This window comes from Algoriphagus sp. 10J20-15 (assembly GCF_055809615.1).
This window is the reverse complement of record NZ_JBVVUG010000045.1, coordinates 88,577-111,818: the sequence shown is the minus strand read 5'-3', so window position 1 is coordinate 111,818 and position 23,242 is coordinate 88,577. Positions and strand designations below refer to the sequence as shown.

Annotated in this window: 16 protein-coding genes and 1 pseudogene; 10 read left to right on the top strand and 7 right to left on the bottom strand. The window is 42.0% G+C overall.

The genetic code is table 11. The features are described from left to right. Positions 1-108: 108 nt before the first annotated feature. From AC0L6R_RS20205 to purN, 9 genes are all read left to right on the top strand, one after another. Complete coding sequence (locus tag AC0L6R_RS20205; protein WP_473272857.1) at positions 109-810, top strand: TonB-dependent receptor plug domain-containing protein; 702 nt, start codon at positions 109-111, stop codon at positions 808-810. Next, positions 741-3,122 (top strand): SusC/RagA family TonB-linked outer membrane protein, encoded by a 2,382-nt coding sequence (locus tag AC0L6R_RS20200; RefSeq protein WP_473272996.1) that lies wholly within the window; start codon positions 741-743, stop codon positions 3,120-3,122. The genes AC0L6R_RS20205 and AC0L6R_RS20200 overlap by 70 nt, the downstream gene beginning before the upstream one ends. A gap of 12 nt (positions 3,123-3,134) precedes the next feature. Next, positions 3,135-4,619, top strand: coding sequence for a RagB/SusD family nutrient uptake outer membrane protein (locus AC0L6R_RS20195; RefSeq protein WP_473272856.1), 1,485 nt, complete (start codon positions 3,135-3,137; stop codon positions 4,617-4,619). 159 nt (positions 4,620-4,778) lie between these two features. Further along, positions 4,779-6,365, top strand: a complete 1,587-nt coding sequence (locus AC0L6R_RS20190; protein ID WP_473272855.1) for a glucoamylase family protein — start codon at positions 4,779-4,781, stop codon at positions 6,363-6,365. A gap of 130 nt (positions 6,366-6,495) precedes the next feature. Then, a complete protein-coding gene (locus AC0L6R_RS20185) occupies positions 6,496-7,449 on the top strand; it encodes a carbon-nitrogen hydrolase family protein (protein ID WP_473272854.1) in 954 nt (317 codons plus the stop codon). Positions 7,450-8,466: 1,017 nt separating this feature from the next. Continuing rightward, on the top strand, positions 8,467-9,330 hold the full coding sequence (locus AC0L6R_RS20180) for a geranylgeranylglycerol-phosphate geranylgeranyltransferase (RefSeq protein ID WP_473272853.1): 864 nt from the start codon (positions 8,467-8,469) through the stop codon (positions 9,328-9,330). Between the two features lie 214 nt (positions 9,331-9,544). Beyond that, positions 9,545-10,627 (top strand): glutamate 5-kinase, encoded by a 1,083-nt coding sequence (gene proB / locus AC0L6R_RS20175; RefSeq protein WP_283411522.1) that lies wholly within the window; start codon positions 9,545-9,547, stop codon positions 10,625-10,627. Beyond that, positions 10,620-11,861, top strand: a complete 1,242-nt coding sequence (locus AC0L6R_RS20170; protein ID WP_473272852.1) for a glutamate-5-semialdehyde dehydrogenase — start codon at positions 10,620-10,622, stop codon at positions 11,859-11,861. The genes proB and AC0L6R_RS20170 overlap by 8 nt, the downstream gene beginning before the upstream one ends. A 238-nt stretch (positions 11,862-12,099) precedes the next feature. Continuing rightward, on the top strand, positions 12,100-12,657 hold the full coding sequence (purN, locus tag AC0L6R_RS20165; RefSeq protein WP_473272851.1) for a phosphoribosylglycinamide formyltransferase: 558 nt from the start codon (positions 12,100-12,102) through the stop codon (positions 12,655-12,657). Between the two features lie 84 nt (positions 12,658-12,741). On the opposite strand, the pseudogene AC0L6R_RS20160 reads toward purN, so the two are convergent. Then, positions 12,742-13,024: pseudogene (locus AC0L6R_RS20160) on the bottom strand (hypothetical protein). A 302-nt stretch (positions 13,025-13,326) separates the two neighbouring features. On the opposite strand from AC0L6R_RS20160, the gene AC0L6R_RS20155 reads away from it, so the two are divergent. Then, complete coding sequence (locus AC0L6R_RS20155; protein WP_283411529.1) at positions 13,327-13,692, top strand: DUF2200 domain-containing protein; 366 nt, start codon at positions 13,327-13,329, stop codon at positions 13,690-13,692. A gap of 185 nt (positions 13,693-13,877) precedes the next feature. Here the strand turns inward: AC0L6R_RS20155 and AC0L6R_RS20150 are convergent, their stop codons facing one another. From AC0L6R_RS20150 to AC0L6R_RS20125, 6 genes are all read right to left on the bottom strand, one after another. Beyond that, positions 13,878-15,614: an FtsX-like permease family protein gene (locus AC0L6R_RS20150; protein WP_473272850.1), complete on the bottom strand. Its 1,737-nt coding sequence runs from the start codon at positions 15,612-15,614 to the stop codon at positions 13,878-13,880. 180 nt (positions 15,615-15,794) lie between these two features. Beyond that, positions 15,795-16,283: an ABC transporter permease gene (locus AC0L6R_RS20145; protein ID WP_473272849.1), complete on the bottom strand. Its 489-nt coding sequence runs from the start codon at positions 16,281-16,283 to the stop codon at positions 15,795-15,797. A gap of 241 nt (positions 16,284-16,524) precedes the next feature. Next, positions 16,525-18,951: an ABC transporter permease gene (locus tag AC0L6R_RS20140; protein ID WP_473272848.1), complete on the bottom strand. Its 2,427-nt coding sequence runs from the start codon at positions 18,949-18,951 to the stop codon at positions 16,525-16,527. Between the two features lie 226 nt (positions 18,952-19,177). Next, positions 19,178-21,556, bottom strand: coding sequence for an ABC transporter permease (locus AC0L6R_RS20135; RefSeq protein ID WP_473272847.1), 2,379 nt, complete (start codon positions 21,554-21,556; stop codon positions 19,178-19,180). Positions 21,557-21,766: 210 nt separating this feature from the next. Then, complete coding sequence (locus AC0L6R_RS20130) at positions 21,767-22,699, bottom strand: DUF4097 family beta strand repeat-containing protein (RefSeq protein WP_473272845.1); 933 nt, start codon at positions 22,697-22,699, stop codon at positions 21,767-21,769. Positions 22,700-23,014: 315 nt separating this feature from the next. After that, positions 23,015-23,224 carry a hypothetical protein gene (locus tag AC0L6R_RS20125; protein WP_473272844.1) on the bottom strand — a complete coding sequence of 70 codons (210 nt, stop codon included), beginning with the start codon at positions 23,222-23,224 and terminating at the stop codon, positions 23,015-23,017. Between the last annotated feature and the right edge of the window lie 18 nt (positions 23,225-23,242).

The window sequence follows — 23,242 nt, the reverse complement described above, 5'->3', positions numbered from 1 at the left end:
GATTTCGAAGTTATTTTTTCTTAAAATCTTCCAGTGGTGGTAGTTTCATTTACCACTGGAGCAAGTATGTGTCTCTAGTTATTAACTAAACCAAACCCAATACGCCAAATGGAAAAATTGCTACCTGAGCGGGGAAATACTTGGCATCTGAACAAGTATTTAATTTTAACCCTTCTCCTATTCTCATTCTTTACTGTCCATGATTCGTTTGGACAAAATGTTCCGGTCAACGGCACTGTTGTCGATGACACTGGATTTCCTCTTCCAGGAGTGAATGTGGTCATCAAAGGAACCACCAACGGAACTGTCACTGACCTTGATGGTAAGTATTCCTTAGAAGTCCCAGAAGCCGCAGTTTTGGTATTCACCTTCGTGGGATTTCAAACGGTAGAGGAGCCAATAAATGGAAGAACTACCATTAACGTGACACTTGGAGAAGATCTATCTGATCTTGATGAGTTTGTAGTCGTCGGATATGGTATTCAGCGTAAAAGCGATTTGACAGGTGCGATCTCCAGTGTCAAATCTGAAGATATCAGTCGACTGCCTGTTTCCGATGTGACCCAATCTCTCCAAGGACGCGTCAGTGGTGTCCAGATTACCCAAAATTCCGGTGCTCCAGGAGCGGGCTCTACAGTTAGGATTCGTGGTGTCGGCACATTGAACAATTCAAATCCTCTGTATGTAGTCGATGGGATGCTGCTTGATGATATCAATTTCCTAAACCCAAATGATGTGGAATCCATGGAGGTATTGAAAGATGCCTCTGCCACGGCTATTTACGGATCGAGGAGAGTGCAAATGGGGTAATCATCGTCACTACCAAACAAGGTTCATTTGACACAGATACGCGAGTAACTGTGGATGCTTACACAGGTGTGCAGCAAGTAGCTAATAAAATCAACCTAGTAAACGCCCGTGAATTTGCGCAACTGGCAAATGAGCTGGAGCAAAATGTAGGGAATCAGCCAATTTATAATGTAAATGATTGCCAGGAAGGAACAGATTGGCAAGAATACATCTTCAGAAATGCTCCAATCAATAACATTAGCATTGGCGCGAATGGAGGTTCAGCGAAAACAAACTTCAACCTAAGTGCGAATTACTTCAATCAACAAGGTGTGGTCAAAGAATCAGAATTCGAACGTTTGACAATCCGATTGAACAACCAGTACAAAATGAGCGAAGCAGTGACTTTTGGTCACAACCTTTCTTTCATCTATTACAATCAGCAAAATGAGCCTGGGGTAATTGGAAATGCATATCGTGCGTATCCGATTTTCGAGCCTACTCAGCCTGATGGAAGCTATACCAACACAGCTCCAGTAGGAAATCCCGCTGCACAGTTTGAGTACAACTCAAATAACCGCACCAACAACTACCGTGGAGTGGGTAACTTCTTCATGGATGTGAAATTCCTTAAGAACTTCACCTTCCGAAGTAATGTAGGTCTGGACCTGGTATTTCAGGACTCTAAGAGCTTTACTCCTGTTTACTTTGTCTCCCCTACCCAGCAGAATCCAGAGAATTCTGTAAATGTTTCCAATATGAGAAATACAAATATTCTCTGGGAGAATACACTGAACTACAGCAAAGAGTGGGAAGACCATCGACTTAACTTGCTGGGCGGTATTACCACCCAAGATTTCTATACAGAATCCCTAGGTGGAGGAAGAAGGAATCTTCCAGGTGAAGACCCTTCGCTATGGTATTTAAATGCCGGTGAACTGACTTCTCAGACCAATTCTAATTCAGGAGAGTCCTGGGCTATGCTTTCCTATCTTTTCAGAGCAAATTATACGTTCAAAAACAAGTTTCTCTTTACAGGTACATTTAGGAGAGATGGATCTAGCCGATTTGGGGAAGAGAGAAGATATGGAAATTTCCCTTCCATTGCACTTGGATATAACATCATCGAAGAAGGATTTCTTCAAAACCAAAATTTCCTTTCCAATCTTAAAATACGCGGTAGCTGGGGAAAAATCGGTAACGACAAGATCTATGTTTATGAAGGCCGTCCTGTAGTAAATGGAAATCAAAACGCCGTATTCGGTGAAAATGAAGAGTTGGTTTACGGTGCGACAATAACCAGGCTTTCTAATCCATTTATTCAATGGGAAGAAACAGTTACCTCAAATATTGGTTTCGAGTTTGGCTTTTTTAATGAGAAATTGACAGGTGAGTTGGACTATTACACTAGAACCACCAACGACATCCTGGTAGCAGTTCCGATTCCATCTTATGTTGGTGCATCCAACAATCCTGTTGTCAATGCAGCAAATGTGAAGAATTCAGGGGTTGACCTTACGTTAAATTGGAGAGATCAAAAAGGTGACTTTTCCTACAATTTTGGAATCGTTGCTTCCACTGTGAATAACGAAGTATTGGATTTGGGAGATGGTAATGAGGCTATCTTCGGAGGAGCTGTAGGAATCTCAGGCTACCTCGGGTCCAGAACGATCGTAGGTGAATCAATCGGACATTACTATGGCTACAAGACAGCAGGTGTGTTCCAAAATGAAGCTGACCTTTCTTCCATTCCAAAGCGAGGACCAGAAGTAGCTGGTGACTTAATCTATGAAGATACCAATGGAGACGGAGTTGTCAACAGCAATGACCGGGTAATTCTTGGAAGCCCAATTCCTGATCTGGTTTACGGTTTCAATTTCGGCTTTGACTACAAAGGCTTTGATCTACGTGCAGATTTCAACGGTACACTCGGAAACGAAATCTACAATGCCAAAAAGCAGACGCGTTTTAATACCTACAATTTTGAAACAACTTACCTAGACAGATGGACTGGTGAAGGAACCAGCAACTCTGAACCTAGAGTAACTAATGGCGGACACAACTACGAAGTCTCAGACAGATTTGTAGAAGACGGTTCTTTCTTGAGATTGAGAAATATCCAAGTTGGCTACAGCTTCTCTGAAGTTGTATTAAGCAAGGTGAAGCTTCAAAACTTCCGAGTTTATCTATCAGGTACGAATGTCTTGACTTGGACAAAATACTCTGGCTACACGCCTGAAATCGGCGGTGGAAATGTACTAGGAACTGGATATGACAGCGGTCTTTACCCAGTAGCAAGAACGTTTAATGTAGGTGTTTCAGCCAGCTTCTAAACCCAAAAACAAATGAAAAATAAGATAAACCATAAAATAGCAGTCCTAGGCCTCGGCATTCTGATGAGTGTTGGGATAGTATCCTGCGAAGATTACTTGGAGAAAGCACCATTAGGTCAACTCACTTCCGAGAATTTCTTCAAAGATGCAACTCAGGCAACTCAAGCGGTTAATGCGATTTACGCGCATCTGAGAAGTTTCAATGTGCATGTATTTTCCTATATAGGTGTAACAGACATCGCTTCAGATGATGCAGACAAAGGTTCTGTGCCCGGCGATGCGGGATTCCTGCAGGACATCAATGACTTCACCTTTGACGCAAATAATTCTGCAGTAAACGGAATATGGTCAGGTTATTTTCAAGGAATATTCCGCGCTAATCAGGTGATCGCAAATGTCCCTGAAATCGATATGGATGAGGAACTAAAAACTCGCCTCGTGGGTGAAGCTAGGTTCCTAAGAGCCTATTTCTACTTCTTTTTAGTGAGAACTTATGGAGACTTGCCTTTGATCGAAACCCCGTTGAACCCTGATGAGTATCAACAAGCGCGGGTATCCAAAGAAACGATTTATGCATTCATAGAGGAAGATTTAGAATTTGCGGCAGCAAATCTGCCAGAGAAGTCTGAATATCCGGCTTCTGAACTAGGTAGAGCTACAGCTGGAGCTGCAAAGTCATTTTTGGCTAAAGTGCACCTTTTTCAAAATGAATTTCAGGAAGCCTATGATATGGCTCAGGAAGTGATCGCCAGTGGTGAATATGAGCTTTATCCCGATTACGAAGGCATTTTCCGTAGAGAAGGTGAGCATTCTTCAGAAAGTATTTTCGAAGTGTCCACCGTTGCGCTCGAAGCTGGTGGTGGCGGATCTCAGTTTAACGAGGTGCAGGGAATCCGTGGCAATCCAAATAACGGCTGGGGCTTCAATGGACCATCGGATGATTTGATGGCTGCTTATGAAGAGAATGATCCAAGACTTGCAGCGACCATAATTAACGAAGGTGATACTTTGCCTTCAGGAGAGATTGTGATGCCAGATCCAAATATGGGTGCTAATGCCCGTTTTAGTAGAAAAGCTTGGTTGCCGGAAAGACCACCGTCTGGCTTTGGTAACAGTGGTGCAAATATCCGCTTATTCAGATATGCTGATTTGCTTTTGATCGCAGCAGAGGCGGCTAACGAAATCGGAAATCCTAGTCAAGCGCTTGAATATATAAATATGGTAAGAGAGCGTGCCCGTCAAGGCAATGCAGATATTTTGCCGGATGTGACTACTACCGATCAGGCAGATCTGAGAATGGCCATCTATCAAGAACGAAGGGTAGAACTTGCCATGGAGCAACACAGATATTTTGATTTGGTGAGACAAGGAAGAGCACAGGAAGTGTTCGCAGCACTAGGAATCACCTGGACTCCTGGCAAGCATGAAGTTTATCCAATACCTCAGTCAGAAATCGACATTAGCGGAGGTTCAATCATCCAGAATCCGGGGTACTAAACCCCTTGACTCCCGCTTACTTGCTGTGGCGGGAGTCTCCTTTTCTTTTATATTTCACCTAATTTTTAAGCTATGAAATCGAACATCAATCAGTCCACAAACCAAAGAATGATCATCCGCGATGTGAGATTCCACGTGACAATTAAAATCAAGTAACACATGAAAAACCCTTTGCCCCTCCCCATTCTCACCTTAGCTGTATTTTCATTTGCTTGCCAACAAGCAGATGAAAATACCAATACCATCAAGGCGACACCATATGATATTCATGTGGAACTCTCTTGGGATAAAGATCCAAAAGCAGACTCCTATGGAGTATGGGTAAGTATGGATGATGATCACTATACCAGACGGGCTGTGCTAGAGGACACGATTTACTTGGATTTCGTGAATGACCTCGGGATGGAACTGGATCTGAACTACGAGGTCAGAGCTTATTCTGGTGAGGATTCTACCATCGTTGGAAGAGCTGCCACCAAAACTCATAAAATGACGGATGAAGAACTTCTGGATATGGTGGAGTTCTATACCTTCCGCTATTTCTGGGATGGAGCTGAACCGAATTCTGGTCTAGCTCCAGAGCGAATTCACATCGATGGAGAATATCCGCAAAACGATGCCCACGTCGTAACAACGGGAGGTTCTGGAATGGGCATCTTCGGTCTGATCGCAGGGATGGAAAGAGGCTGGATCAGTAAAGAACAAGGAGTAGCACGATTTGAGAAAATCGTGGGTTTTCTGGAAAAAGCTGACAAGTTCAAAGGGGTTTGGCCGCACTGGATAAATGGACAAACTGGTAAAGTGCAGCCTTTTGGCCAAAAAGATAATGGAGGCGATTTGGTAGAGTCTGCCTTCCTGATGCAAAGCCTTATCGCCGTTCGGGAATATTTCAAAGATGGAGATGAAAGACAAAAAGCGGTTGCAGACCGAATAGATCAACTCTGGAAAGAAATGGACTGGACATGGTACACTCGAGACGGGCAGGATGTGTTGTATTGGCACTGGTCTCCGGAGTATGCTTGGGACATGAACTTCCCTCTGGAAGGATACAACGAATGCCTCATCACCTATGTACTCGCAGCTTCCTCTCCTACTCACACGATTGATCCAGCAGCTTACCACAAGGGATGGGCAAGAAGCGGAGGAATCAAATCCGATAAGGAAGCTTTTGGCTATGAATTGATCTTAAAGCATAATGGAGCCGAAGAAAAAGGCGGACCACTTTTCTGGGCACATTATTCTTACTTGGGACTGAATCCTATGGGACTGAAGGATCAATACGCAGACTATCAAAAGCTAAATACTAACCATACGCTTATCAACCGAGCACACGTAGTTGAAAATCCAAATGGATTTGCCGGCTACGGAGAAGATCTCTGGGGACTGACTGCTTCCTACTCTATCAACGGCTATAATGCGCATTTTCCTAGAAATGATACAGGAGTAATTTCGCCAACTGCTGCGATTTCATCTATTCCTTACACTCCGGAAGAGTCCATGAAAGTGATCAAAAACCTCTATTACAATTATGGTAAAAAGGTGCTTGGAAGATATGGTTTCTATGATGCTATGAGTCCTGAGCATGATTATTATCCTGAGCGATACCTTGCGATCGATCAGGGCCCGATGGTCGCTATGATAGAAAACTATAGAACTGGACTAGGCTGGAAATTATTTATGGGAGCACCTGAAGTTCAGGAAGGATTGAAAAAGCTGGGCTTTGAAGGTCCAAACATTGCTAAATAGAAAAGTAGATATACTTTTACGATCAGTTAATCCCCCTATCCATAGTTGGCTAGGGGGATTACTTTTTACAGGCTCAATTCACTTTGATCGAAGATCACAATCCTGTAATTTCCGATCAAAATCCCCTATCATGACATCCTCCAATCTTCTGAAAGTAGCGCTAGCTCAAATTTCACCCGTTTGGCTAGACAAATTTGCCACACTTGAGAAAGTAAAAACTTCTATCAAAGAAGCTGCGGCTCAAGGTTGTGAGTTAGTTGTATTTGGAGAGGGGCTGGTACCTGGTTATCCTTTTTGGATGTCAATTACCAATGGATCCGCTTGGGATGATAAAGTGCAAAAGGAAATTCACGCACATTATTTAAGAAATTCGGTTCAGATTGAAAAAGGAGGTTTGCTGGAGATTCAAGAGCTAGCTAAAAGTTTGAAAATTGCTATTTATTTAGGAATCATCGAAAGACCCATAGATAGAGGTGGCCACAGTATCTATTGCTCGCTGGTGTATGTTAACACTGATGGTGAAATTAAATCCGTTCATCGCAAACTTCAACCTACCTACGAAGAACGGCTCACTTGGGCTCCTGGGGATGGAAATGGGCTACAAGTTCATACGTTAAAGAAATTTACTGTCGGAGGGCTCAATTGCTGGGAAAACTGGATGCCTTTGGCAAGAACGGCCTTGTATGGTTTGGGAGAAAATCTCCATATCGCAGTTTGGCCAGGAGCTGTCAGAAACACAGAAAATATTACCCAGTTGATTGCTCAGGAAAGTAGATCCTTCGTTATTTCTGTTTCCAGTTTGATGAGTAAAACTGACTTTCCAGCTGACACACCTCACCTAGATTTGATTCTTGAAAACGCTCCCGAAATTTTAGCGGATGGCGGTTCCTGCATTGCAGGTCCAGATGGCAAGTGGATATTGGAACCTGTAGCAAACAAAGAAGGCCTTTTGATTGAGACCTTGGATTTCAATCGAGTATTGGAAGAGCGCCAGAACTTTGATCCCGTTGGACATTACTCTAGACCTGATGTGCTTCAGTTGAGTGTGAATAGAGAGAGGCAGGCGAGTGTGAAGTTTGTATAACCGCGAAGGACGCAGAGTTTTCCGCAGAGGACGCAATTTCAGGTAAATTATCAATTGAAATTGTTTGAATATTCAACCGAACCCCGCCCAACCCAAAGACCGGCCTCTTGGGGCTAATACAGGCCTTGCCTTTGGGGGATTTTCCAAAAACAATTATTTTTAAATGCATTCATTTCAGTTCAAACAAATGCCAAAGGCATTTATAGTAATAGCCCAGAATGAAATTCTGGGTTTAGAATAAGATTATATCAATAGAGTGCCAAAGGCACGATCAGTTACCTAATTTTCAAAGTTGCCCCATCGGGGCTAACTATGGGTAGAAAGAGAAAAATCCGGTAGGTTGCTGTGCCTTTAGGTACAGCGCTATATTAATAGCTTATTCACAGAGCCGTACCTAAAGGCACGGCCGATGTAAATTTCATCAATCCCCTACCTATAGTTCGGCTCTAACGGGATTGGAAAAATCAAATCTCAAACTACTTGAATCGTAAATCCTAAAACAAGATTTCACTTATAGCTAGGTTATTACGAATCGTGCCTTTGGCACTCTAAATCACTTCCCGTCACCAAATACCCCGAATTTCGCTACGCTGTATTCGGGGCTGATACTAGTTTTGCCTTTGGCAAAATATTCGCATTCCAAGTTGAAAACTCACTTTTACAATTAGGAAAACTGAAATGCCAAAGGCATTTATAGTAAAAGCCCAGAATGAAATTCTGGGTTTAGAATAAGATTACATCAATAGAGTGCCAAAGGCACAGTCGGATCTCCAATTATTAATGATCAATCAAAACTAACTGCTAAATACCAGCGCCCTCTGTGGTGCCTTAGTGTCCTCCGCGGTTAAAAAACCTTTTAATTTCCACATACCGAGACATTTCCCTAGATGTGACGGGAATTGAATCTATTTTTGACGTATGAAATCGAGTATGACTAAAAAAGTCACACACTGGCAAGATCTAACCATGCGAGATTCCATCTGACCATAAAAAAGTAATTATTAACAGATGAATACCATGACTGTAGAAAGAACCATATCCATCCGGGGACTTTTTCGGATCAGCAGACCGATTAATCTGTTGATGGTGGGATTCGCACAGTTCATGACCGCTTATTTTTTGTTAGGCACTACCAATGCCGGCTTGCCTGTTCTTCAGGATTACAAACTGTACTTGATCATTTTCTCCACCTTATTGATCACTGCTGCTGGCTACATGATCAATGACTATTACGATGTCAAAATCGACTATGTCAATAGACCAAATGAGGTTGTAGTGGGGAAAGGAATCAAAAGAAGAGTCATCATTCTGCTTCACTCATTTTTAAATTTCACTGCGATTGGGCTGGGTTATCTCGTCAGTCCAAAAATTGCTTTCATCAATTTTGTAGCGGCATTTTTACTTTGGATTTACAGCAATCAGCTTAAAAGAGAACCTTTTATTGGTAATGTGACCGTTGCATTTCTTACTGGACTTTCTATTTATATCATTGCTATTCATTACCAGAAAGCTGAGTTACTGGTTCTGACCTATGCCATATTCGCTTTCTTCCTTAATCTCATTCGTGAGATAATTAAAGACATAGAAGATAGACAGGGAGATAGAAAACACGGATGCAGAACATTGCCAATAGTACTTGGCTTTCGCAAAACAAAAGCAGTTATTTTCCTAATTGCGGCAGTATTTATCTGTGCAATTTTGATTGTAATGTTCAAACTTGACCGACCCATTATTTTTGCCTATTTCGGTGGTCTGGGCATCTTTTTTATGTATTTCATGTACCGAATCTATGTGGCCGACCGAAAGGACCATTTTACTCAATTAAGTACTATTGCTAAGGTTTTGATGTTGGTTGGGACGCTGAGTATGAGCTTTTTGTAAATATGCTTAACCAAGCTAGTAAGTCATATTAAATTTCAGTAGCCATACAATCTATCTGATTATTTACGACTTACGAATTACGATTTACGACCTCAATAAAACCTCAAGCCCAAACCCCAGGAATTCACCTTCAATTCTGGAAGAAAGCCCCTAAATCTTAAATCCGAAATCATAAGTCACAAATCTTCCCTATTTTCAGGCAAATTTTTCAATCATGCTAGACAGCAAATTACTTGTAATCAAGATCGGGTCGAATGTACTGACTCAGGAAAATGGACTTCCTGATTTAGATCGCATGGAAAAGCTTGTGGCCCAAATCCAAGCGCTAACCTCTCTCGGGAAGAAAGTCGTCTTGGTAAGTTCGGGCGCAGTAGCTTTTGGGAGACAAGCAATTCCTCTTCCCGAGAAACTCAACCCAGTTTTCAAAAAACAAATCTGGGCTTCCACCGGTCAAATCCGACTCATCAATCAATACCAGAATTTCTTCGAAAAACATAAGCAGCCCGTTGCGCAGATCTTGGTGACCAAGGAGGATTTTCGGGATAGAAAGCATTTCTTGAACATGAAAAACTGTGTGCAAGCCTTGCTTTCACAGGGCATCTTGCCTATTATCAATGAAAATGACACGGTTACCATTACCGAGCTGATGTTCACCGATAACGATGAACTGGCTAGTCTCACCGCTGCGATGATCAATGCAGACACCATGATGCTGCTTACGAATGTGGATGGGATTTTCACTGGAAACCCTTCAGATCCCGATTCTCAACTCATAGAAAAAGTAGCTTCTAAAATGCCTGAAGTTTCTAACTATATCTCAGCGTCCAAGTCATCTTTTGGCCGGGGTGGAATGCTTACCAAGTATGCCATGGCCAAGAAATCTGCCGATCTGGGCATTCAGGTTATAATCGCTAATGGCAAGCGGGAGAATGTATTGGGAGAATTTGCTGACAAAAGCTTGCGATGTACTTGGTTTGAACCTCAAAAAGCAAAACATGGTGCAAAGAAATGGCTGGCCCATGGAGAGCATTACTACGTAGGAGAGATCACAATCAATGAAGGAGCGAAAAGCTCCCTCACGGCAGAGGTAATCCGCAGTCTCTTGCCAATTGGAATTATTAAACTTGAAGGAGAGTTTTCCAAAGGAGATATACTTCTGATCAGAGACGAAACAGGTCATAAAATCGGCCTGGGGAGAGCAGAGTATTCCTCCAAAGTAGCCAATGAACGCATTGGCCAAAAGAACCAAAAAGCATTAATACACTACGATTACCTCTATATTTTCGATCATGACTGAGTACCAAGATATTTTTGAAGGAGTAAAAAAAGGAGCTAGAAAACTGACTGGACTCAGTAATGAGAAGGTAAATCAGGTCCTACATAATCTGGCTATTTTGGCGGTGGAGAACACCTACTTTCTCCTCGAAGAAAACCAGAAAGATCTGGATCTCATGGAGCCAGACAATCCCATGTATGATAGGCTTTTGCTGACAGAAGAACGAATTCAAACTATCGCTGGAGAAATCATTCAGGTGAGTGCATTACCAAGTCCGCTTCATCATGTCTTGGAAAGTAAAACCCTTGAAAATGGACTGTCGCTTGAGAAAACTACCGTGCCGCTTGGTGTAATCGGCATCATTTACGAGGCTAGACCCAATGTAACTTTTGATGTATTTACACTGGCTCTCAAATCAGGAAATGGATTGGTACTGAAAGGTGGTTCGGATGCTGATCATTCCAATCGTGCGATTATGAGTTTGATCCATCAAGTGTTAGAAATCAATGAGCTGCCAACGGAAGCATTCCAGCTTTTGCCTGCGGAAAGAACAGCCACGAAAGCACTCTTGGAAGCAGTTGGTTTTGTCGATGTTATTATTCCACGAGGGTCTCAGGGCTTAATCAATTTTGTCAGGGAAAATGCAAAAGTGCCAGTGATCGAAACTGGAGCCGGTATCGTGCATACTTACGTCGATGAATCCGCGGATTTGGAAAAAGCGAAAGAGATTGCCTATAATTCCAAAACCCGTAGACCCAGTGTATGTAATTCTCTGGATTGTCTAATAATTCATGAAGCACACTTGTCCGTTTTAAATGATTTGATTCAGCCGATGTTGGAAAGCAAGGTTCAGGTTTTTGCAGATGAGGAAGCTTTTGCAGCTCTGGATTCTCACGAATTGATTTCAAAAGCTAATGAGTCTCACTTTGGAACAGAATTCTTAGGGCTGAAATTAGCCATCAAAACTGTGGCAAATCTGGATGAAGCCTTAGATCATATTGCTATCTATTCTTCAAAGCATTCTGAAGCTATAGTTGCTGAAAACCAGGAGACTCTTGATCGCTTTTTACTGGAAGTGGATGCAGCGGCAGTTTATGCAAATGCCTCCACAGCTTTCACTGATGGAGCTCAATTTGGTTTGGGTGCAGAAATCGGCATAAGTACCCAAAAGCTCCACGCTCGTGGACCTATGGCGCTGAAAGAGCTTTGTAGCTATAAGTGGATCGTGAGAGGAAATGGACAGGTCAGAAAGTAGTTCGCAGTTTTCAGTGGTCAGTTTTGAGTTTATAGCCCTTCCCTTTTCTTTATGGAAAGATTGAAAAATTGGCCGGAAATGACCTTTGAGGTGTAATCCCAAACGCCAGAGGGTTTGGGATCTCCTCGAAGGTCTTCTACTCGAAACCTTCGAGGTTAGAAAAAAACCTCAATGGTTACCCTGCGCTACAGTAGATTTCCCTTAATTTCGCACCAACCCATCAAAATCAAATATTCCCTTGAAACGTCTCGCAATCTTAGCTTCAGGATCTGGTAGTAATGCTGAAAAAATCATGGAGAATTTCCAGAATTCAAAAATTGCAGAAATAGCACTGGTTGCTTCAAATAAATCAGATGCTTTTGTGTTGGAGCGTGCAAAGAAATTCGATGTTCCTACTTTTACTTTTTCCAGAAAAGACATGGATGCTGGTGTTTTGCTTGAGAAATTACAGGAAGAAAATATTGATTGGGTGATTCTGGCAGGCTTTTTACTGAAAATCCCGGTTGAGTTAACCAGAGCTTTCCCTGATCGAATGGTGAACATTCATCCAGCTCTTTTACCCAAATACGGAGGAAAAGGAATGTACGGAAGCTTTGTGCATGAGGCCGTAAAAGCAGCTGGAGATACAGAAACAGGCATCACCATTCATCTTGTCAATGAAAACTACGACGAGGGAAGAATCGTGTTTCAGGCTTCTACCCCACTCACTTCAGAGGACACACCAGATTCCATCGCCGAAAAAGTGCATGCATTGGAGCATAAGCACTTCCCTGAGGTGATTGAAGGGTTATTGTGACATATAACAACTTATAAACACATCAAAATCATTAACAAGTGAAGTGAGGTATTAAAGCGAAAATCAAATTTATATTCTCACCTATCACCTTACCTGCATCCACTTTTTACTCTCCCGATCCACAAAGGTGATCGGCACAAACTTATCCGTAGGAGCTCCGATAAAATAAACGGTCCAGTTTGGATCATGTTTGGTGAGCATTTCGGAGATACAATCTGCTCTGTGAGCAGTAGGATTCAGACAATCATCCCAATAAAATAATTCTACTTTGTAATGAAGTGACTTCACTTCATTATTGATGATCACCTGGATGTCTATATTTTGTTTGCCAGTGTAGATTCGGGATAGGAATGGCGATGTGACTCATGTGTTTGTGTGTTTTGGGTAAGGATTAATTCATGAATTGGAGATAAAGTGGTAGAAAGTTGGAATGTTGAAAGGTTGAAAATCTCCTGTGGGCATCTTGACTCTTGGTTCTAGATTTTTCAAACTTCCAACCTTAATAGACAAATCCCTTCCACTTCCATGCCATCTAGAAAGCATTAAAATGGCTCTATTTGGCATTAAGCCACTATTTTTAACCGTAAACACCGAACAATTTTGTCCGCATTTGGGAAAAGTATTTTAAGCACTAGTATATTGTTATTTCATGATCAACTCTAAACAATTATGAGCAGCACCAGTCACCACGATGAGAAAATTGCGAAAATGACTTTCTCTTCGGTCTATCCACATTATGTCACCAAAGTGGAGCGAAAAGGAAGGACCAAAGCCGAATTGCATGAGGTCATTACTTGGCTAACTGGTTTTGATGAACAAGGCATTCAAAACCAAATCGAAGTAAAGTCAACTTTTGAGCAATTCTTTGCGGAAGCAAAACTCAACCCTAATGCCAGCCTAATCACTGGCTCCATCTGTGGCTATAAAGTTCAGGAAATCGAAAATACGCTTACTCAGAAAGTACGCTACCTTGACAAGATCGTAGATGAATTGGCGAAGGGGAGAAAAATGGAAAAGATACTGAGGAAAGCTTAAAATGAAATCTTCACCTTGGTTTGTATCTTCACAAACCGAAGTAATCCTAGGAAAGTTTGCCTTTCGTGATGACACGAACGGCGGCAATTGAGCGTGACTCGAACTACATCTTAGGAGTATAAAATGGTAAAGTTTAAGGGTTGCAAAGTCTTGATACTTATGCCCAGATACTTGATAAACCAAACTCACTCACTTTTCAAACTATCCACCGGATTCCTAATCGCTGCTTTAAATGCCTGGGAACTCACAGTTGCTAAGGCTATTAGTATGGCTACCAAACCTGAAACTGCAAATACCCACCACTCAATATCGATTCTATAGGCAAAATCCTGAATCCACTGATTCACCACATACCAGGAAACCGGAACGGCAAGGACGATAGCAACCAATACCAGTTTGATAAAGTCCTTGGAAAGTATAGCGACCACCGTAGTCACCGAAGCCCCCAGCACTTTTCTGATTCCTATTTCCTTAACGCGCTGCTCCAAAGTGAATGAGACTAGTCCAAAAAGCCCCAAACAGGAAATCAGAATGGAAAGCCCCGTCAGCATTCCTACGATGGTATTTACTGTTTGGTCAGCTCTATACAATTCTGTAAAGTGATCGTCGAGAAACTGATACTCAAATTCCCGCTCAGGGATTTGGGTATTCCAGATGGATTCGATCTGGGCAAGCGCTTCAGGGACATTATCTCCACTTATTTTTACAGATAATTCCTCAAAACCCCAATTGCGCTGATTAAAAATGGTCAAGGTTTCGATTTTATGATGGAGAGAATTAAAGTTGAAATCCTTTACCACTCCCACTATCCTACCTGCCGAGTCCATTCCGCTGAATCCAAATTGCGAACCTATCAATGACTCGATATCCCTACCCTCTCCATCTTTCAAAATAAGCTCTTTGGCGAGGGACTCATTGATCAGATAGGTATTTCCATTGTCTGCCTCAGTGTCGTTAAAATTTCTCCCCGCTATCAATTCAATTTCATACACATCCAAAAAATTAGGATCTACTACAACCTGCGACGTAGCCAGATTTACCGCTGGGCCTGTTCCGTGAAATGTAATTCCTGTCTGGTGAAGATTATTGCCAAGTCTCTGGCCGGAAGCCGTCACTTCTTCCACTTGCGAACTCCCCAAAAGAGTCTGTTTGAGCGCTTCATACCTATCCGTAAAACGCTGGCCAAATGGGATAGTGATTATTTGCTCATGGGTAAATCCAAGGTCCTTTTCCTGCATGAACCTTACCTGCCGAGAGGCAAACAAAGTAGAAATAATCAGGAAAATAGCACAGCTAAACTGTACGACTACCAAAACATTTCTGAAATCAGCCTTCCTTTTTCCAGTAACTGGAGAGCCCTTCAATACTTTCACTGGATTAAAATTCGAAAGGTAAAGTGCAGGGTACAAACCGGAAAGAATTCCTACCATAACAGCCCCCAGCAGCATAAATCCAAAGAATAAAGGATTAGTAAATAAAGGAAATTCAAGTTGGCGCTGACTGAATTGGTTTAAAAAGGGTAATGCCAGAAATACGAAAACCGCCGCCAGCACCATCGCCATCAAACTTATCATAATTGATTCTCCAATAAACTGTAAGTACAATTGGGACTTCGATGCGCCTGAAGCTTTCCTCACACCGATCTCCATGGCACGGCTTATTGATTTGGCTGAGGATAAATTGACAAAATTGATCCCCGCAATAAAAAGAACAATCAATGCGATGTAGAAAAATATACGGGTATAGGCTCCGTCAAATTTTTGGTAATTGATATAATCATGGGTAATGTCTGTAGATCCAGCATGGACTTCACTTAGAGGCTGAAGGAAAAGTTCGTACCCTCCTGCTCTTTCTTCTCCCCATATGGGAAACCAAAAAAGCAGGGAATTTCGATTCCATTCCTTCAATATCCGCTCCTTCACTCAATTCCAAGTAAGTAGTCAACCAATTCCCCCCCCAATTTTCCATGGCCTGAGGACCTACATAACTACTGAAAGAAGTCAACCCTTCAAATTTGAGATGGGAGTTTTCAGGAATATTTTCCAATACAGCCGTCACAGTATATGAGATTGTATCTTGTTCTGATAGTGTGAGGGTTTTACCTACAGGGGACTCTTCGCCAAAAATCTTGCACTTTTCTCCGTCAGCACTAAGCTATGAGGCTCGGACAATGCAGTAGCTGGATTTCCTTCTTTCAGTTTAAAATCGAAAATCTGAAAGAAGGAAGAATCAGCCCAAAAGGTATCTGAGAGCATTGATTCCTTACCTTGGTCCTTAAACCTGAGCTCACCACCCCGTCTGATTCTTGTGAAATTCGTGATTTCTGGAAATTCCTCCAGCAAAGTCGGACCCATGGGATACATGGACAAGGCTACTTTCTGTGGTGCCACCATACCTTCCCATTTCTGCACCTCGTCTAAACGATAGATATTCTTGGTGTGAATGCTATCAAAATTCCGTTCATAATTCACAAAAAGCATGATGAGAATACAAACCGCCATTCCTATGGACAGTCCGGCAATATTCAGAAAAGAAAAAAGCTTGTTCTTCCTGATATTTCTGAAGGCGATTTTAAGGTAGTTTTTCCACATTTTTTTTTGAGATTGAAAGATTGGAAAATTGAAATAACTTGTCCGCTGTGGCGGATTGGAAAATTTTCGACTTGGAAAGTTGTAGGGTTATAATGTTGTAAAGTTTTAAGGTTGTAAAGTGGCAAAGTTTGAAGGTGTTACCCTGAGCGAAGTCGAAGGGTTGCAAAGTCATAGCTGCCTCATCTTGGCTCTTGACTCTTGATTCTAACATCTTGATACTTATGTCTTACTACTAGCTACTCTATTCACTCTTCAAGCTCTTCACAGGATTCAGCATAGCAGCTTTTACAGCTTGGAAACTTATTGTCACCAAAGCCACAATTACAGCCAGAACTCCTGAGATCAAGAATACCCACCAATGAACTGGCACCTGGTAAGCGAAGCCTTCCAACCACTTGTTCATTGAAAACCAAGCCACTGGAGTAGCGACTACTATCGCGATCAAAACCAGTTTGATAAAGTCTTTGGATAGTAATCCTACTATACTTCCGATGTTTGCACCTAATACCTTTCTGATTCCGATTTCTTTGGTTCTCTGCTCTGCGGTGTAAGTTGCCAAGCCTAACAAGCCCAAACAGGCAATCAGTATCGCCAAAACAGAAAACGTAGTGAAGATCTGTCTGAACCTGAAGTCAGATTCGTATTGTTTATTAAAATCCTCATCGAGAAAGCTGTAAATGAATGGTCTGTGTGGAGCCAATTCTTTCCAAACTCCCTCAATCTGAGTAAGAGTTGCAGGTAGGTTTTCACCTTTCACTTTGAGGCTCATATAACGGCTGGCGTAGGCTTCAAAAGGCAAAGTCAAGGGTTCCACAGTATTGTGTAGACTGACGTAATTGAAGTCTTTCACTACGCCAATCACATTTCCTGCTCTGCCCCACTGGTCAAACTTTTTCCCAACTATATCAGCAGGATTTGCATAGCCATATTGCCTGGCTGCAGCCTCGTTGATCACCAATGCCAGAGTCGAATCCGAAGGAAAATCTCTGGAATAGGATCTCCCTGCTATCAGTTCCAATCCGTAATGATCTATAAAATCCAAACCTACTTGAAAGATGGGCTGTGCCTGCCCTACCATTTCACCGTCGGAAGTCTCCAGTGTGGTGTAAGCATTTGGAAAGTGACTTCCCGGGACGCTTCTCGAAAAAGCAACTGATAGAATATTGGGGTTTTTCTCCAGCTCACTTTCCAAAGATGAGGAGACGAAGTTCACCTGTTCATCATAGTTGTAATCCACCACGACCATCTGCTCCTTATCAAAGCCCATGTCCTTATCCAGCAAATGACTCATCTGTGAATACACGATAATCGTCCCTGCGATTAGTGCAATGGAAAGGCTGAATTGGAACACAACCAACCCTTTTCTAAGATTGACCCCTCTAGCATCAGATTTATTGATTCCTTTCAGGATCATCACGGGGCGGAAACTTGACAAAACCAACGCTGGATAAGAACCAGCTAAAAGTCCAATTAATAAGATAATTCCCAAAAGGAATGGAATAGTCTGCCAGTTCAGAATTTGGCTGACTTCCAACACTTTTCCTGTTAGGTCATTCATCATTGGCAAAGCCAAGGTGATAAAAATGATAGCGACAATAGCAGCAAGAAGTACAATGATCAGCGATTCTCCTAAAAACTGAAAAACCAAGCTATTCCTATCAGCTCCAATAGATTTTCTAATTCCCACTTCCTTGGCTCGTTCCATAGATCTAGCCGTAGATAGGTTCATAAAGTTGATCATTGCAATAGCCAAGATAAACAGGCCTATGACGGAAAATACGTAGATATTTGAAAGCGACCCCGTATCTCCCGGCTGACGCTGCGCTTCCGTTCTCAGATACACATCCTTCAGCGGTTCTATTGCAATGGTGTAATTTGGACCGTTATTCTCTCCTGCCCTCTCTTTGATAAAATCAGGTATTTTGGCTTCAAAATTTGCCTTATCAAATTCCTCTTTTGCCAGGAAATAGGTATAAGTATCCACATATCCCCAGGCATTGAACACTTCGGGTCTGGATTGCTTAAAAGTGCTAAGCGATAAAAGCGTGTTGAATTTGAAATGAGAATTTGAGGGTAAATCGTGCATGACACCCGTGACGGTATAATCTCCAGGATTGGATCTTCCTGCAGCCTCACTGCCTTTCATGGTTTTTCCTAGTGCACTTTCACCCCCAAAGTATTTCCTGGCTGTTGACTCGGTAAGAACCACACTGTAGGGAGCGACTAAAGCAGTCTTAGGATTCCCTTCCAGCAATTCCCAACTGAACACATCAAACACAGTAGAGTCCATGAAAAAAACACCATCTTCCTGCTGGGTCTCATCTCCTACTGTAAAAAGTATATCTGCCCTTCCAGAAAACTGAACAACTTTTTCTATCTCAGGAAAATCAAGTTGCAATGCTGGCCCCACAGGTGCATTTCCCCAAACCCAATAATCCTCCGTAGAATTTCCATCCTCCACCCCTTCCGTTGAAGTCTCACCATGAAGTACACGGTAGATATGATCTCCCTTCTCATGGTAATTATCATAAGAAAGCTCATCCTGAACAAACATGAAAATGAGCACACAGCAGGCCATGCCAATCCCCAAACCAACAATATTGATAAAGGAATAAACTTTCTTTTTGAGAAGATTCCTGTAGGCGATTTTAAAGTAGCTTTTCAGCATGGTTTCCGATTTTTTTGATTGGAAGATTGAAATAACTTGTCCGCCTTGGCGGATTTGAAAATTAGGAGTTCAGGTGTGGAAAGTGATAAAGTTGTGATAGGTGTCAGACTGAGCAGCTTGCATCGCCGTGGCGTGAAATCGAATTCTTGGCTCTAGCCTCTTGATTCTAAAATCCTATGTCTTGTTACTTAATACTTGTCTCTAACATTTTGAATCTTATGTCTTACTACTTGAGATTCCCCATTACTCGCTCTTCAGCGTCCTTGCCGGATTCGTCAGTGCTGCTTTGATAGACTGAAAACCTACGGTGAGCAATGCGATAAGCATCGTGACCATACCAGTGGCGACAAAAACCCACCATTCTACTCCCACGCTGTATTGATAATCCTGAAGCCATTGATCCATGATATCCCAGGCGAATAGGAACTGAAAGCAGAAAGGCGATCCCAACTAGCTTTAGGAAGTCCTTAGAAAGCAATAGTGATATACTACCTACACTTGCTCCAAGCACTTTTCTCACTCCTATTTCCTTCAGACGATTGGCAGCCATGTACGTGGAAAGTCCAAATAACCCCAAACATGAAATCACAATAGTCAGAATAGTAAAGACTATGGAAAGCTTTGCCGTTCGAGCTGTATCATCAAATTTCCTGGCATATTGCTCATCGGCAAATTGGTATTCAAAAGGGAAATTTGGGTTAAACTCTTCAAAAACGCTCTGAATTTTAGCGAGATTATCTGCTACAGGTTGATCGGGATTGAGACGGATATGTAGGTAACTGAACCAGGAAGATGGTCCAAATACCATTAAGGGGTTAACTGGATCATAAGGGGATTCGAAAATAAAATCCTCAATGATGCCAACTACCGTATAGTTATCTTCTCCATCAGAAACTATCTGCCCCAAAGGATTTTCCAATCCCATTTTTCTTATCGCTGTTTCATTCAATAAAATCGCTGTAGAATCACTAGCAAATTCATAGATATCTATGTCTCTACCTTCTACCAACTTGGTCCCCATTACTTTCATGAAATCGGCATCTGCACTGAACCGAATGAAATCAAGTTTTTCATCCTCTGGCGTACTACCTTCCCAAGAATACCCCCAGCCATCACTGTAGCGCTGGGTAATCGGACTCATTGATTTTGTGATCGCTAGGCTTGATCCGCTGCTTAGAAGCGCTTGTTTGATCGCACTATAGTGCTTCTCTATATCACCCTGCATGTTGATAAAAATCAGGTTATCCTGATTATAACCCAGCTCACGGTTTTGAGCGTGACTTATTTGACGCTGAATAATGATCGTAGAGACGATTAGAATTATAGCAAAGCTAAACTGTATCACAACCAGTATTTTTCGGGGATTAACCGCCGAAGCAGCTGAACGGAAAGTTCCTTTAAGCACATTCACTGGACTAAACGAGGAGAGGAAAAATGCAGGATAACTTCCTGCTAAAAGGCCAGTAAGCAATATAAAGCTGATCAACTGAAGCCAGAAAATCACTTCCGTGTATGGAAGAAATAGCTGCTTACCAATCAGTGTATTAAAGGAAGGAAGCGCCAGCTCCACCAGAAGGATTGCCAAAACCCCAGCGATCAACGCGATCAGCGTGCTTTCTCCAATAAACTGTGCGATAAGAGAAGTTTTTCTAGCTCCTACTACTTTTCTCAAACCTACTTCCTTGGCTCTCTTTTCACTTCGAGCAGTGCTCAGATTCATAAAGTTGATACAGGCAATGACCAGAATAAACAATGCGATAAATCCAAACATTCGGACAGTCACAATCCTTCCTCCTACGAGCTGCCCGTTCTCGCTTTTTCCATAGAGGTGTATCTGTGAAAGCGGATAGCTAAATACATCTGCTGTATTCTCCCCGTTGGTATGTTCCTTGGTTATGTTTATTACTTTCTCGTTGAATGCCTCATGGGAAGCATTTTCTGAGAGCAGTACATAGTTCTCGACGGAGTTATTCCCCCACCATTCGTCATCCCAACCCAGTTTTTTCATGTAAGCCCACGATAGAAAGTAATCCGACTGGAAACGCGTATTATTTGGCAAATTCTCCAGAACTCCCGTCACAGTAAAAATATCTGTACTATCGATCTTGACTGTTTGCCCCACAGCCATCTCAGTACCAAACAATTTTTTGGCAAAATCTTCAGTGACCACCATGTTATACGGATCTTCCAAAGCAGTAGAACTATTGCCTTGCAGCATAGGAAAATCAAACACATCCAAAAAATCTGGATCGATGAAAGAACCTGATTCGTTCATTTTCTTATCTCCAACTGTGAAAAGGAAATTAGCATGATTGATCCGAACCGCTTGCTCTACTTCTGGATAGTCCTTTTCTAGTGTAGGCCCCATTATTTTGGGAGTAGTACCCCATGCCCATAGTTCGCCGCTAAACGTATCTCTGTTATACATTCGATAGATTCGGTCCGACTTGGGATGCTCCCGATCCATACTCACCTCATTCTGTATCCACAGCAAAATCAGAATAGCTGACGCCATCCCAACACCCAATCCTCCGATATTGATAAAAGCGTAACCTTTACTTCTAACTATATTTCTCCAGGCGATTTTAAAGTAATTTTTGAGCATTTTTCAGGATTGAAAGATTGGAATATTTTAAAATTGGAAGATTTCGGGTTCAGAAAGTTGGAAAGTGGTAAGGTGTTAAAGTTGCAAGGTGGTAAGGTTTCATGGTTGTAAGGTTTTCAGTGTTGCCCCTATTCTAATGTCCAAAGTCTTACATCCCACTTCCTTTCTTAGCTCTTGGTTCTAGACTCTTGATACTTATGTCTCTCAATCTCAATTAAACTCCAGATTGATACTTCCGCCTGAGCTCTGCATAGTCACAGGAACTCCTCCCCCATTTATTTTTCCTAGAATCCTGTCCTTTTTAACCTCTCCACTGAAATTGGAAAGCTTTGAATTGACTCTTCCTCCACTGAGATCAAGGTTTAAACCCAAGCCATCAGGAACTATTGCCGTAATACTCCCACCGCTAGATTTCATGGTAAGTTCTTTCTCAATATTTGTAAGCTGCGCTTTGATAGAGCCACCACTTGAGCTAGCTTCTATACTCCCACTAATAGCTTCCAGATTTATACTGCCACCAGAAGTATTTGCGTTCAAGTCCCCAATCAGCTGCTTTACTTTTACGGATCCTCCGGAGCTCTGAACATCCACATTTCCTTCAAAATTTTCCACTCTGAGTGAGCCTCCTGAACTACGAGTATTTATATAACCAGTGCTATTTACTACTTGGATACTTCCTCCACTTGTAGCTATTTCCTGCTGTCCGCTCAAGCCATCTACAGCAATTGATCCACCGCTGGACAGGAATTTAGAAGATATTTCTGTAGGCACCTGGACTTTAAAAGAGATATTCAATTTGCTTCTACCGCTGTTGTTTCGCTTTTTGAGGATCACGGAAATAGTATTTCCACTTTGGCTGATATCCAGAATATAGTTGTCTAGTTCATTCTCTACCTCAGCATCTTCCATTTCGACTTCTTTCCCATTCAACTTCACATACATATCCACGATTACCTTATTTCCACTTGCGCCAGTGACTGCCACCGAAGCCCCGGAAGTTTCTACTTTGAGATTTCCAGAACCATTCAAAGTGAATTGTTTGGTGAGATAGGGATCTGCTTTGAAGTCAGATGCAAATGTTGAGAATTGCAAAGTCACTAGGACTAAAAACAAGAATGCCGGGAAGAATTTTAAGAGTTTCATGGATAAGGTAATAAAATTCAGAGTTGATTGCAGGCCTCATATTCCCATTTGTATGCCATGAAAAAAACTGCGAATCCCCGCTTAAAATGGCATTTTTAGATTTAAAGCATATACTTCTCGGACAGTATTGTCCGCTAGTGGGCAAAGTCCAGTATAGTTTAAAAGTGGAAAGGATGTATAGCGGAGAGAGAATAAAGTTGATTCGTGGTGAAGTCTCTTTAGCCTAAAGGCTTATATCTTTTGCCTTTACTTCTAATTCTAGCTCCTTGACTTTTGGTTCCAGACTCTTCCTTCTTATGTCTTGATACTTACTGCTTACGATTCAAAAGTCTCTTCCCCCTCCTTACTTCCCTGAAAGCTATACAATAGGTAAAAAAGGGAAGGCAGTATAAAAACACTTCCAATCATCAGCGCCCAAGCCAAGGTGTCTATAGGTTTGCCAATAGCAGCGGAATTAAAGACAGAAAGGTTCTCTCCTGATTTGGTGATAATGATATCAGGAAAATAGTGATAACCAAAAGCCAAAAGGATAGCACTAACAAT

What these genes read in the sequence shown, in the direction of transcription:
- AC0L6R_RS20205 (WP_473272857.1), top strand. Translation starts at nt 109, where the DNA reads ATGGAAAAATTGCTACCTGAGCGGGGAAATACTTGGCATCTGAACAAG.
- AC0L6R_RS20195 (WP_473272856.1), top strand. Translation starts at nt 3,135, where the DNA reads ATGAAAAATAAGATAAACCATAAAATAGCAGTCCTAGGCCTCGGCATT.
- AC0L6R_RS20190 (WP_473272855.1), top strand. Translation starts at nt 4,779, where the DNA reads ATGAAAAACCCTTTGCCCCTCCCCATTCTCACCTTAGCTGTATTTTCA.
- AC0L6R_RS20185 (WP_473272854.1), top strand. Translation starts at nt 6,496, where the DNA reads ATGACATCCTCCAATCTTCTGAAAGTAGCGCTAGCTCAAATTTCACCC.
- AC0L6R_RS20180 (WP_473272853.1), top strand. Translation starts at nt 8,467, where the DNA reads ATGACTGTAGAAAGAACCATATCCATCCGGGGACTTTTTCGGATCAGC.
- proB (WP_283411522.1), top strand. Translation starts at nt 9,545, where the DNA reads ATGCTAGACAGCAAATTACTTGTAATCAAGATCGGGTCGAATGTACTG.
- AC0L6R_RS20170 (WP_473272852.1), top strand. Translation starts at nt 10,620, where the DNA reads ATGACTGAGTACCAAGATATTTTTGAAGGAGTAAAAAAAGGAGCTAGA.
- AC0L6R_RS20155 (WP_283411529.1), top strand. Translation starts at nt 13,327, where the DNA reads ATGAGCAGCACCAGTCACCACGATGAGAAAATTGCGAAAATGACTTTC.
- AC0L6R_RS20145 (WP_473272849.1), bottom strand. Translation starts at nt 16,283, where the DNA reads ATGTGGAAAAACTACCTTAAAATCGCCTTCAGAAATATCAGGAAGAAC.
- AC0L6R_RS20140 (WP_473272848.1), bottom strand. Translation starts at nt 18,951, where the DNA reads ATGCTGAAAAGCTACTTTAAAATCGCCTACAGGAATCTTCTCAAAAAG.
- AC0L6R_RS20135 (WP_473272847.1), bottom strand. Translation starts at nt 21,556, where the DNA reads ATGCTCAAAAATTACTTTAAAATCGCCTGGAGAAATATAGTTAGAAGT.
- AC0L6R_RS20130 (WP_473272845.1), bottom strand. Translation starts at nt 22,699, where the DNA reads ATGAAACTCTTAAAATTCTTCCCGGCATTCTTGTTTTTAGTCCTAGTG.